Annotated in this window: 14 protein-coding genes; 9 read left to right on the top strand and 5 right to left on the bottom strand. The window is 68.2% G+C overall.

Annotated elements, in window-relative coordinates; genetic code table 11:
• Window positions 1-697 (top strand): aspartate-semialdehyde dehydrogenase (locus tag AC01Y6_RS08305; protein ID WP_476671086.1); only part of this gene is annotated, 697 nt, incomplete at its 5' end.
• Here AC01Y6_RS08305 and AC01Y6_RS08300 read toward each other — a convergent pair.
• Complete coding sequence (locus AC01Y6_RS08300) at window positions 684-1391, bottom strand: TlyA family RNA methyltransferase (protein ID WP_428721145.1); 708 nt, start codon at window positions 1389-1391, stop codon at window positions 684-686. The two genes, AC01Y6_RS08305 and AC01Y6_RS08300, sit on opposite strands and share 14 nt — an antisense overlap.
• 17 nt (window positions 1392-1408) lie before the next feature.
• Here AC01Y6_RS08300 and AC01Y6_RS08295 point away from each other — a divergent pair, with 17 nt between their 5' ends.
• Window positions 1409-1720, top strand: coding sequence for a DUF3234 domain-containing protein (locus AC01Y6_RS08295; RefSeq protein WP_476671084.1), 312 nt, complete (start codon window positions 1409-1411; stop codon window positions 1718-1720).
• Window positions 1713-2141 (top strand): hypothetical protein, encoded by a 429-nt coding sequence (locus AC01Y6_RS08290; RefSeq protein ID WP_347240979.1) that lies wholly within the window; start codon window positions 1713-1715, stop codon window positions 2139-2141. The genes AC01Y6_RS08295 and AC01Y6_RS08290 overlap by 8 nt, the downstream gene beginning before the upstream one ends.
• Here AC01Y6_RS08290 and AC01Y6_RS08285 read toward each other — a convergent pair.
• Window positions 2138-3784, bottom strand: coding sequence for a glutamine--tRNA ligase/YqeY domain fusion protein (locus tag AC01Y6_RS08285; protein ID WP_476671081.1), 1647 nt, complete (start codon window positions 3782-3784; stop codon window positions 2138-2140). The genes AC01Y6_RS08290 and AC01Y6_RS08285 overlap by 4 nt on opposite strands.
• A 9-nt stretch (window positions 3785-3793) precedes the next feature.
• A complete protein-coding gene (locus tag AC01Y6_RS08280; RefSeq protein WP_476671079.1) occupies window positions 3794-4555 on the bottom strand; it encodes an enoyl-CoA hydratase/isomerase family protein in 762 nt (253 codons plus the stop codon).
• A gap of 92 nt (window positions 4556-4647) precedes the next feature.
• On the opposite strand from AC01Y6_RS08280, the gene infC reads away from it, so the two are divergent.
• The 6 genes from infC (at window position 4648) to mqnB (ending at window position 8652) form a co-directional block, all read left to right on the top strand.
• Window positions 4648-5163, top strand: a complete 516-nt coding sequence (gene infC, locus AC01Y6_RS08275; RefSeq protein WP_347240993.1) for a translation initiation factor IF-3 — start codon at window positions 4648-4650, stop codon at window positions 5161-5163.
• An 88-nt stretch (window positions 5164-5251) separates the two neighbouring features.
• A complete protein-coding gene (rpmI, locus tag AC01Y6_RS08270) occupies window positions 5252-5449 on the top strand; it encodes a 50S ribosomal protein L35 (protein ID WP_011172638.1) in 198 nt (65 codons plus the stop codon).
• A gap of 11 nt (window positions 5450-5460) precedes the next feature.
• Entirely contained in the window at window positions 5461-5817 is a 357-nt protein-coding gene (rplT, locus tag AC01Y6_RS08265) for a 50S ribosomal protein L20 (protein WP_428715204.1), read from the top strand.
• A 50-nt stretch (window positions 5818-5867) separates the two neighbouring features.
• Window positions 5868-6341 (top strand): COG2426 family protein, encoded by a 474-nt coding sequence (locus AC01Y6_RS08260; protein WP_428715205.1) that lies wholly within the window; start codon window positions 5868-5870, stop codon window positions 6339-6341.
• The gene (locus AC01Y6_RS08255; protein WP_476671078.1) at window positions 6338-7999 is read left to right on the top strand and encodes a glycerol-3-phosphate acyltransferase; all 1662 of its coding nucleotides are present in this window, start codon (window positions 6338-6340) and stop codon (window positions 7997-7999) included. The genes AC01Y6_RS08260 and AC01Y6_RS08255 overlap by 4 nt, the downstream gene beginning before the upstream one ends.
• Complete coding sequence (gene mqnB / locus AC01Y6_RS08250; RefSeq protein WP_476671077.1) at window positions 7999-8652, top strand: futalosine hydrolase; 654 nt, start codon at window positions 7999-8001, stop codon at window positions 8650-8652. The genes AC01Y6_RS08255 and mqnB overlap by 1 nt, the downstream gene beginning before the upstream one ends.
• Window positions 8653-8673: 21 nt before the next feature.
• Here mqnB and AC01Y6_RS08245 read toward each other — a convergent pair whose 3' ends face one another.
• Together AC01Y6_RS08245 and fumC are read right to left on the bottom strand one after the other, a co-directional pair.
• Complete coding sequence (locus AC01Y6_RS08245; RefSeq protein ID WP_476671076.1) at window positions 8674-9288, bottom strand: superoxide dismutase; 615 nt, start codon at window positions 9286-9288, stop codon at window positions 8674-8676.
• 74 nt (window positions 9289-9362) lie between these two features.
• Window positions 9363-10763: a class II fumarate hydratase gene (gene fumC / locus AC01Y6_RS08240; RefSeq protein ID WP_476671074.1), complete on the bottom strand. Its 1401-nt coding sequence runs from the start codon at window positions 10761-10763 to the stop codon at window positions 9363-9365.
• Between the last annotated feature and the right edge of the window lie 123 nt (window positions 10764-10886).

The following is a 10886-nucleotide window of genomic DNA, read 5'->3' as shown; positions in this document are numbered from 1 at the left end:
GGTGCCCCTGGTGGTCCCCGAGGTGAATCGGGAAAAGATCTTCCAGCACCGGGGGATCATCGCCAACCCCAACTGCACCACCGCCATCCTGGCCATGGCCCTTTGGCCCCTGCACCGGGCCTTCCGCGCCAAGCGGGTCGTGGTGGCCACCTACCAGGCGGCTTCAGGCGCCGGGGCCAAGGCCATGGAGGAGCTCCTCCGGGAGACCCACCGCTTCCTCCACGGGGAAGCCCCCAAGGCGGAGGCCTTCGCCCACCCCCTCCCCTTCAACGTCATCCCCCACATAGACGCCTTCCAGGAGAACGGCTACACCCGCGAGGAGATGAAGGTGGTCTGGGAGACCCACAAGATCTTCGGGGACGACTCCATCAGGATCGGCGCCACGGCGGTGCGGGTGCCCACCCTAAGGGCCCACGCCGAGGCGGTGAGCGTGGAGTTCGCCCGCCCCGTGACCCCGGAGGCGGCCCGGGAGGTCCTGAGGGAGGCCCCGGGGGTGGAGGTGGTGGACGAGCCCGAGGCCAAGCGCTACCCCATGCCCCTCACCGCGAGCGGCAAGTGGGACGTGGAGGTGGGAAGGATCCGGAAAAGCCTCGCCTTTGAGAACGGCCTGGACTTCTTCGTGGTGGGGGACCAGCTCCTGAAGGGGGCCGCCTTAAACGCCGTGCAGATCGCCGAGGAGTGGCTCAAGGGCGCCTGAGCCAAAGCCAGTACTCCAGGTTCCCCTCCTTCCCCGGGAGGGGGCTTTGCCTTTCCCCCAGGACCTGGAAGCCAAGCTCCCTGGCCTTTTCCCGCACCCGCCTCAGGGCCTCTTGCCGCTTGGCCTCCTCCCGCACCACCCCCTTGTGGGCTTTGGGCCCGAGCTCAAACTGGGGCTTGACCAGGACCAGGGCCTCCCCTTTTGGCCTTAGGAGCTCCAGCACCTTGGGAAGGAGGAGGGTGGAGGAGATGAAGGCGACGTCCATCACCACCAGGTCCACGGGCTCGGGCAGGACCAGGGTGCGGGCGTCCTGTTCCTCCAGGGCCACCACCCGGGGGTCTTCCCGGAGGCGGGGGTGGAGCTGGCCCCGCCCCACGTCCACGGCGTAGACCCGCCTCGCCCCTCCCTCCAGGAGCACCTGCGTGAACCCCCCGGTGCCCGCCCCGAGGTCGGCGCAGAGCTTTCCCCTGGGCTCCACGGGAAAGGCCTCCAGGGCCCCGAGGAGTTTGTAGGCCCCCCGGCCCACGTAGCGCTCCTCCGCGAGAAGCTCCACGGGGGCGTCTTGGGGCACGGGGTGGGCGGGCTTCTTTACCACCCTTCCTCCCACCCGCACCCTGCCCTCCTGGATCAGGCGCTTGGCCTTCTCCCGGCTTTCCGCGAGGCCCCTCTCCACCAGGTACCGGTCCAGGCGCACGAGGGTATTATGAGCGGGTGGCGCCCGACCTTTCCGGGACCTGGTACGTGCTGGAGGGGGAGCCCGGGGAGCACCTGGTGGTGGAGGCCTTGGGGGAGAGGCTTTCCGGGATCTGGACGAGCCGGGAGCTGGCCGAGGCCTTCCTGGCCCACCACCCCCACCTGGGGATGCGGGTGAGCGCCTTGGAGGGCTGGGCCCTGAAGGAGGCTTTCTTGAGGGCCCTCAGGATGCTTCGCGTGGAAGCGGTGATGGTGGACTATCGGCCCGGGACCCACCGGGCGCAGGTGGCCAAGGTGGAGGACCTTCTCAAGGAGGTGCGGCGTGCGTAGGGTTTGGGCGGCGCTTTTCCTGGTCTTGGCCTTCGGCGTGGCCCAGCGGGCCGAGTTCAGCGCGGGCAGCCCCTTCGGGCTTCAGGCCGGGGTGCGCTTCCCCCTCGTCCCCCTCCTTTTGGACGGGCGGGCCTACGGGGGGGCGGGCCTCGAGGCCCTGGGGGGCGGGGCGGACCTCCTCTTCAAGGTCCCCCTCACGGACCTCTACCTGGGCCTGGGGGGCTTCTACGGCACCAGGCGGGCCCTCTCCTTTCCCCGGGACGGGGCGGGGCAAGGGGGCGTGCGGGCGGTGTTGGGCACCTGGCTCAACCTTCCCCTGCCCCTCCTCGGGGTCTACCTGGAGCTCCATCCCGTCTACTACCTGGCCCCGGTCCGGGCCTTCGGCCTGGGCGGGGCCTTGGGCGTGAGCGTAGGGCTTTAGGCCCGGTACCCCTCCTTCAGGGGCACGATGCGGTTCATCACCAGGGCCTCGGGCCTAGAGTCCACCGGGTCCCGCCAGAAGTAGCCGAGGCGCTCCAGCTGGTAGCGGGTGTCCTCGGGGTCCTTGGCCACGCTGGGCTCAAGGAAGCCCCGCTTCACCAAAAGGGCCTCGGGGTTGAGGTTTTGCAGGAAGTCCCCGCCCTCCTCGGGGTCAGGGGTGCGGAAGAGGCGGCCGTAGAGCCTAAACTCCACGGGGAGGGCGTGGCGGGCCGAGACCCAGTGGATCACCCCCTTGGGCCTGACCCCGTCCTCGGGGTTCGCCCCTAAGGTGCCGGGGACGATCCTTACCTTGAGGAGCTTCACCTCGCCCCCTTCTTCCACCACGTCCTCGAGCTCCACCACGTAGGCGTGCCGGAGGCGCACCCTCTGCCCCGGGGCGAGGCGCTTCCAGCCCTTGGGGGGGTGAAGGCTAAAGTCCGTGCGCTCAATATAGAGCTCCGGGGAGAAGGGGAGGGGGCGGCTTCCCTCCTTGGGGATGTCCCGGGGCCAGTAGGGGGCCTGAAGCCACTCCTCCCCCTCGTAGTTGGTGAGGACCACCTTCAAGGGGTCCACCACGCCTAAGACCCGGGGGGCGATGGGGTTCAGGTCGTCCCGCACCACCTCCTCAAAGAGGTCCATGGCTATCTGGGCCTCGTTGCGGGAGATCCCCGTCTTGCGCACGAACTCCACGATGGCCTCGGGCCGCACCCCCCTCCGCCTCAAGGCCCTTAGGGTAGGAAGCCTGGGGTCGTCCCAGCCCCACACATACCCCCCTTCCACCAGCTTGATGAGCTTCCTCTTGGAGAGCACGGTGTGGCTTAGGTCCAGCCGGGCGAACTCGTACTGGTGGGGTCTGGGGGAGGTGGGCAGGCCGCACTTCCCCTTGAGGTTTTCAATGACCCAGTCGTAGACCGCCCGGTTGTTCTCAAACTCCAGGGTGCAGAGGGAGTGGGTGACCCCCTCAATGAAGTCCTCCAGGGGGTGGGCGAAGTCGTACATGGGGTAGACCACCCACCGGTCCCCGGCGTGGTAGTGGGGGGCGTGGACGATGCGGTAGAGCACGGGGTCGCGGAGCTTGAAGTTGGGGTGGGCGGGGTCAATCTTGGCCCTAAGGACCCGGCTTCCCGTGGGGAACTCCCCCCGGCGCATCCTCTCAAAGAGCTCCAGGTTCTCCTCCACGCTCCGTTCCCGGTAGGGGCTTGGTTTCCCCTCGGCCCTTAAGGCGCTCATCTCCTCCTCGGGGAGGTCGTCCACGTAGGCCTTGCCCTCCTGGATGAGGGCCAGGGCGCATTGGTACATGGTCTCAAAGTAGTCCGAGGCGTAGAGGACCCGGCTCGGGGTGAAGCCGAGCCAGCGCACGTCCTCCTCAATGGCCCGGGCGTACTCCTCCTTCTCGGTCTCGGGGTTGGTGTCGTCAAAGCGCAGGTTGCACTCCCCGCCGTAGTCCTGGGCCAGGCCGAAGTTTAAGACGATGCTCCGGGCGTGGCCGATGTGGAGGTAGCCGTTGGGCTCCGGGGGGAAGCGGGTGAGGAGCTTGGGGTACTTTCCCTCCTTGAGGTCCCGCTCCACGATCTCGGTGATGAAGCACTCGGGGACGAGGCCCATAAGGAGAGTCTAGAACTTGGGCGGCCGTTTCTCAAAGAAGGCCCGGATGCCCTCCTTCAGGTCCCCGGTCTCCCGCACCCAGGCGTTGGCGAGGGCGGCTAGGCGGAAGCCGTCCTCGAGGCCCATCCCCGGCAGGGCGAGGAGGAGCTCCTTGGTGAGGCGAAGGGAGGTGGGGGCGTTCTTCGCCACCTCCTCCGCCAGGGCCACCGCCTCCTCCAGGGCCCTCCCCGGAGGGGCCACGCGGTTCACGAGGCCCAGGGCCTTGGCCTCCTCCGCCCCCACGAGCCTTCCCGTGAGGAGGAGGTCCTTGGCGGCCTTCTCCCCCACGGCCCGGGAGAGGATCACCGAGACCAAGGCGGCCACGAAGCCGATCTTCACCTCGGTGTAGCCGATTTGGGCTTCTCGGTCCATGACCACCAGGTCGCAGGCGGTGGCGAGCCCCGCCCCCCCGGCCACCGCCACTCCGTTCACCGCGGCCACCGTGGGCTTGGGGTAGGTGTAGAGGCGGTGGAAGAGGCGCATGAGGGAAAGGGAGTGGCGGTAGTTCTCCTCGGCGCCGAGCTCCGTGACCCTTTCCAGAAAGGCGAGGTCCGCCCCGGCGCTGAAGGCCTTGCCCCTTCCCGTGAGGACCACCGCCCGCACCTCGGGGTCTTCCTCCAGCGCGTCTAAGGCCTTTAGGAGCCCTTCCACCATTCCCGGGGAGAGGGGGTTGCGCCGCTCGGGGTCGTTGAGGAAGATCGTGGCCACGCGGCCTCTTTCCACCTGGACCATGCCCCCATTGTAGCCGAGGGCCTTTTCCTGCTACACTCCCCTTAGCCCGCAAACTTCGGCGAAAGGGCTTGGCGGGCTAGGAGGTGGTGTAGATAAAGGAGTACCTGACGAACGAACGCATACGCGCCAAACAGGTAAGGGTCATCGGCCCCGATGGACAGCAGCTCGGCATCATGGACACCCGGGAGGCCCTTCGGCTCGCCCAGGAGCAGGACCTGGACCTGGTCCTGGTGGGCCCCACCGCCGATCCGCCCGTGGCCCGCATCATGGACTACTCCAAGTGGCGCTACGAGCAGCAGGTGGCGGAGAAGGAGGCCCGGAAGAAGGCCAAGCGCACCGAGGTCAAGTCCATCAAGTTCCGGGTGAAGATTGACGAGCACGACTATCGGACCAAGCTGGGCCATATCAAGCGCTTTCTGGAGGAGGGCCACAAGGTCAAGGTGACCATCATGTTCCGGGGGCGGGAGATGGCCCACCCCGAGCTCGGGGAGAGGCTTCTAGAGCGGGTGGCCGAGGACCTCAAGGGGATGGCAGTGGTGGAGATGAAGCCCGAGATCCTCGGCCGGGACATGAACATGCTCCTGGCCCCGGCCAAGGTGTCGGCCTAGACCGAGGAAGCCCCCTCTGGTATAGTGGGAGGGCTTTGGGGAGCACCCAAGACCCCTTCGGGGGCGCTTCCCAAAGCGGAGGAGGCTTATGCCGAAGATGAAGACCCACAAGGGCGCCAAGAAGCGGGTCAAGATCACCGCTTCGGGCAAGGTGGTGGCCATGAAGACGGGGAAGCGGCACCTCAACTGGCAGAAGTCCGGGAAGGAGATCCGCCAGAAGGGGCGGAAGTTCGTCCTGGCCAAGCCGGAGGCGGAGCGGATCAAGCTTCTCCTCCCTTACGAGTGAGGAGGTAGAGGATGCCGCGCGCCAAGACCGGATTTGTCCGCCGCAGGAAGCACAAGAAGATCCTGAAGCTGGCCAAGGGGTACTGGGGCCTCCGCTCCAAGAGCTTCCGCAAGGCCCGGGAAACCCTCTTCGCCGCGGGCAACTACGCCTACGCCCACCGCAAGCGGAAGAAGCGGGACTTCCGCAGGCTCTGGATCGTGCGCATCAACGCCGCCTGCCGCCAGCACGGGATGAGCTACTCCACCTTCATCCACGGGCTGAAGAAGGCGGGGATTGAGGTGGACCGGAAGAACCTGGCGGACCTCGCGGTGCGGGAGCCCCAGGCTTTCGCCGAGCTGGTAGCGAGGGCCAAGGCGGCCCGGGCCTAAGGGCCGGGGAGGGGGCGCCGGGCCAGGCTCCGGCGCCCTTTCCGATGAAGATGAACCCGATCCCGCCGCAACTTTACGTCCTCCTGGTGGCGGTCCTCCCGGTGGCGGAGCTCAGGGGGGCCATTCCCCTGGGGGTGGCCCTGGGGCTTTCCCTCTGGGAGGCCTTTTCCCTGGCCCTCCTGGGAAACCTGCTGGTGGCCCCCCTCGCCTTGGCCCTCCTTCCCTGGGTTCTGGACCTCGCCACCCGCGTCCCTCTCCTGGCGCGGGCCTGGCAGGCCCTCGAGGCCCGGGTCCGGCTTAGGGGAGAGGAGCAGGTCCAGCGCCTGGGGGCCTTGGGCCTCTTCCTTTTCGTGGCCGTCCCCCTTCCCGGCACCGGGGCTTGGAGCGGAAGCGTTTTGGCCGTGGTCCTGGGCCTTAGGCGGCGCTACGCCCTCCTGGCCATCTCCTTGGGGGTGGTGGCGGCGGGGGTCCTCGTCCTCCTCCTCACCGGGGGGACGGTGTACGGGCTAAACTACCTGCGATGACGGCGCTTCTCCTTCCCCTCGCCTACCTCGTGGGGGCCCTGCCTCTCGGGCACTGGCTCGCCAGGCGGCGCGGGGTGGACCTGCGCACGGCGAGCCCCTACACCCTGGGCCTGGAAAGCGCCCTTAGGCGCCTGGGCCTGGGCCTCCTCCTCCTCTCCTTTCTCCTGGACTTCCTCAAGGGCTACCTGCCCCTTCTCCTGGGGCGGGCTTTGGGGTTGGACCTCGCCGGGCTCCTCGCCTTGGGGGTGGCGGCATATCTAGGCCACCTCTACCCCCTTTTCCTCCGGGACCCCTGGCCCTTAAGGGCCAAGGGGGCGGGGGTCCTCCTCGGAATCCTTTCCGGCCTTCCCCTGCCGCCTGCCCTGGGCCTCGTCCCCGTGGCCCTGGGCCTCGCCCTCTACGCCCTCACCGGCTACGCCTCCTTGGCCGCCTTGGGGCTTCCCCTGGGGCTTTTGGGGGTGACGCTCTTCGGGGGGTTTGGCCTTGGGGAAAAGCTTTCCGCCCTTGCCCTCTTCCTCCTCGCCCTCTGGCGCTACAAGGAGAACCTGGGGCGGATCCTCGAGGGCACCGAGCCCAGGCTCGGCGAGCCCCTGCCGCTTCCCTCAGGAAAGCAGGTGGTCTGCGCCTTCCTCATCCACCCCCTGACCCTGGAGGACCTCTGGCAGAGCCCCCGCTTCCGCTGGCTCAGGCCCCTGGTGCGCCTCGGCCTCCTCAAGCGGGAATGGATAGAGCGCCTCGCCGAGCGCTTCCGGCCCATGAAGGTGGGGGAGGTGCGGGGGGTGAGGACGGCGGACGGGCGGGAGGTCCTCTGCCACCTCATCTCCGCCCCCCTCCTGCCCCACCAGATCAAGGCCAAGCCCGAGCTCGCCGTGCGGCGGGCCGTCCAGGGGGCGCGGCTCGCCAAGGAGCTCGGGGCCACGGTGGTGGGCCTCGGGGCCTTCTGGAGCGTGGTGGGGGAGAAGGGGAAAAGGGTGCAGGAGGCCGTGCCCGGCATTGAGGTGACCAATGGCGGGGCCTACACCGCAGGCACCGTTAAAGCGGCCATCCCCAGGATCCTCGCCCACTTCGCCCAAAGCGGCAAGGACCTCAAAGGGGTCACGGCGGCGGTGGTGGGGGCGAACGGGGTGGTGGCCTTCGGCATCGCCCGCCAGATCGCCCCCTACGTGGGAAAGCTCGTCCTGGTGGGGCGGGACCCAAAGCGCCTGGAAAGGGCGGCGGAAAGCCTCCGGAGGAACCTGGAAAGGAAAGGGGAAGTCCCCGAGATCCTGGCCACCACGGAGATCGCCGCCATCCGGGAGGCGGACCTGGTCTTCACCGCCACCAGCGACCCCGCCCCGGTGATCTACCCCGAGCACGTGAAGCCCGGGGCCTGGATCTACGACGAGGGGGTGCCCCCGGACGTGCACCCCTCGGTCCGGGAGGTGCCGGGGGTGCGGGTGATCCCGGGGGGCGTGGTGCGGCTTCCCGGGGAGGCGCGGGCCACCCTGGACCTCCACTTCGGGGCCCCGGACCAGGTCCCCGCCTGCCTGGCCGAGACCATGATCCTGGCGGCGGAGGAGGCCTTTGACCGGAAGAGCCTCGGGGGGGAGGTGAAGGCGGAGAACATCCAGTTCTTCGTGGAGCGGGCCGAGGCCCTGGGGTTTAGGGTGGTGGAGTAGTGTGGCTCCTCCTTTCCCCCACCCGCCTCGAGGCCCCCTTTTTGCAGGGGGAACCCTTCGCCTTCCTCGCCTGGAAGGGCCTTAAGGGGGAGGGGTTCGTCTATCTGGAAACGGGGATCGGCAAGGTGAACGCCGCCATGGCCCTCGCGGCCTACGCCGCGAGAAACCCCGTGGAAAGGGCCCTCCTCTTCGGCCTCGCCGGGGCCTACCCCGGGGGGCCCCCCTTGGGGGAGGCGGTCCTGGTGGGGGAGGAGGTGGAGGCCGACCTCGGCCTGAAGGAGGGCCTGAAGCCCTTGGGCTTTCCCGCCTTGGAGCTTGGGGAAAGGCGCTACTACAACCGCTTTCCCCTGGACCCCGGCCTCACCGGGGCCCTCGCCCAGAGGCTTGGCCTGAGGGTGGCCGTGGGCCTCACCCGGGACCTGGTCTCGGAGGGCCCTGAGGAGGCCCGGGCCTTGGCCCGGAGGTGGGGGGCCGCCTTGGAGAACATGGAGGGGGCGGCCTTCGCCCGGGCCTGCCTGGCCTTGGGGGTTAGAGGAGCGGAGCTTAGGGCCATCTCCAACCCCGCCGGGGTGCGGGATAGGGGGGCGTGGCGCCTCAGGGAAGCGGTCTTGGCCTTGGAGCGGGCGGTGGGGCGGCTCCTCGCCCCCCCGTAGGGGCCCTGGGTTGCGCTATGGCTAGGCCTTTTTGAAGAACTCCTCGGCCACGTCCCAGTTGAGGACGTTCCAGATGGCCTGGAGGTAGTCGGCCCGGCGGTTCTGGTACTTGAGGTAGTAGGCGTGCTCCCAGACGTCAATGCCCACGATGGGGGTGAAGCCCTCCATCACGGGGTTGTCCTGGTTGGGGGTGGAGAGGACGTGGAGCTTGCCGAAGGGGTCCTTCACCAGCCAGGCCCAGCCCGAGCCGAAGCGGCCCATGGCCGCCTGGGTGAGCCTCTCCTTGAGGGCCTGGAAGCCCCCGAACTCTTCGTCAATGGCCTTCTTCAGCTCCCCCACGGGCTCCTTGGCCCCTCCCGGGGTGAGGAGCTTCCAGAAGAGGCTGTGGTTCAGGTGGCCGCCCCCGTTGTTGCGCACGGCGGCCTGGATGTCGGCGGGGAGGGCGGCGAGGTGGCGCAGGAGGACCTCCACCTCCGCCCCGTGGAGGTAGGGGTGCTTTTCCAGGGCGGCGTTGAGGTTATTCACGTAGCCCCCGTGGTGCTTCTGGTGGTGGATCTCCATGGTCTGGGCGTCAATGTGGGGCTCCAGGGCCTGGTAAGGGTAGCCTAGGTCAGGAAGCTTGAACGGGTACGGCATACTTCACCTCCGCCCCTCACTATAAAAGAGGCCACCCCTTGGGGGGTGGCCTTTCTCACAAAGCCCCGCGCCGCCTAGGCTTCCTCGTGGGGCTTGGCGAGCTTCAGGGGCACCACGATGCGCTCAAACTCCTCCTCCGTGAGGTAGCCGAGCTCCAGGGCGGCCTGCTTCAGGGTCTTCTTCTCCTTGAGGGCCTTCTTCACCACCTCCGCCGCCTTGTCGTAGCCGATGGCCTTGTTGAGGGCGGTGGCCAGCATGGGGTTCTTCTCCAGGTGCTCCTGAATGCGCTCCAGGTTGGGCTCAATCCCCTTGGCCAGGTGCTCGTTGAAGGACTCCATGGCCTCGGCGAGGAGCTTGATGGACTCCAGGGCGGCGTCGGCCATCACCGGCTTGTAGACGTTGAGCTGGAAGTTCCCCTGGCTTCCCGCGAAGGCCACGGCGTGGTCGTTGCCAAAGACCCGGACCACCACCATGGTGAGGGCCTCCACCTGGGTGGGGTTCACCTTCCCCGGCATGATGGAAGACCCCGGCTCGTTGGCGGGGATGAAGATCTCCCCGATGCCCCCGTAGGGCCCCGAGGCCAGCCAGCGGACGTCGTTGCCCACCTTCATCAGGGCCCCGGCCAGGGTGCGGAGGGCCCCCATGACGTTGACGAGCTCGTCGTGGGCGGCGAGGGCGGCGAAGCGGTTTTCCGCCACCCTAAAGGGAAGCCCGGTTTCCTCCGCCAGGTACTTGGCCACGAGCTCCCCGAAGCGGGGGTGGGCGTTTAGGCCCGTGCCCACCGCCGTGCCCCCGATGGCGAGGTGGTAGAGGCCCTTTTCCGCCTCCTTCACCATGGAGAGGGTGTTCCTGAGCTGGGCCGCCCAGCTGCCGATCTCCTGCCCCAGGGTGATGGGCACGGCGTCCATCAGGTGGGTCCGCCCGATCTTCACGATCTCGTCAAAGGCCCGGGCCTTCTCCTCCAAGGTCTGGATGAGGGCTTCCGCCGCCGGGTAGAGCCTCTGGTTTAGGGCCAGGGCCACGGCCACGTACATGGCGGTGGGGAAGGTGTCGTTGGAGCTCTGCCCCCGGTTCACGTGGTCGTTGGGGTGGACGTACTTGCTCCCCAGGGGCTTCCCCAGGATCTCCGAGGCCCGGTTGGCGATGACCTCGTTGACGTTCATGTTGGTCTGGGTGCCGCTTCCGGTCTGGAAGACCACCAGGGGGAAGTGGTCGTCCAGCTTCCCCTGGACCACCTCCTCCGCCGCCTGGAGGATGGCCCTGGCGATCTCCTCGGGAAGCTCCCCGAGCTCCAGGTTGGCTCTGGCGGCGGCCTTTTTCAGCATCCCGTAGGCGCGGATGACCTCGAGGGGCATCCGGAAGCGCCAGGCCCCGATACGGAAGTGCTCCAGGGAGCGCTGGGTCTGGGCTCCCCAGTAGCGGTCTGCTGGCACCCGCACCTCGCCCATGGTGTCCCGCTCAATCCGGTATTCCACAAGCCACCTCCCAGCGCGATTCTACCCGAGCTCTCCCGGGACCAGGAGGGGGGCTAGGCCTCTTCCTCGTAAGGGTCGTGGAGCTTCACCGGCCTGCCCCGAAGCCCCGCCCGGAGGTTCAGC

This window comes from Thermus sp., assembly GCF_056332225.1.
The sequence above is the reverse complement of the archived record's forward strand: the minus strand, read 5'-3'. Positions and strand labels throughout refer to the sequence as shown.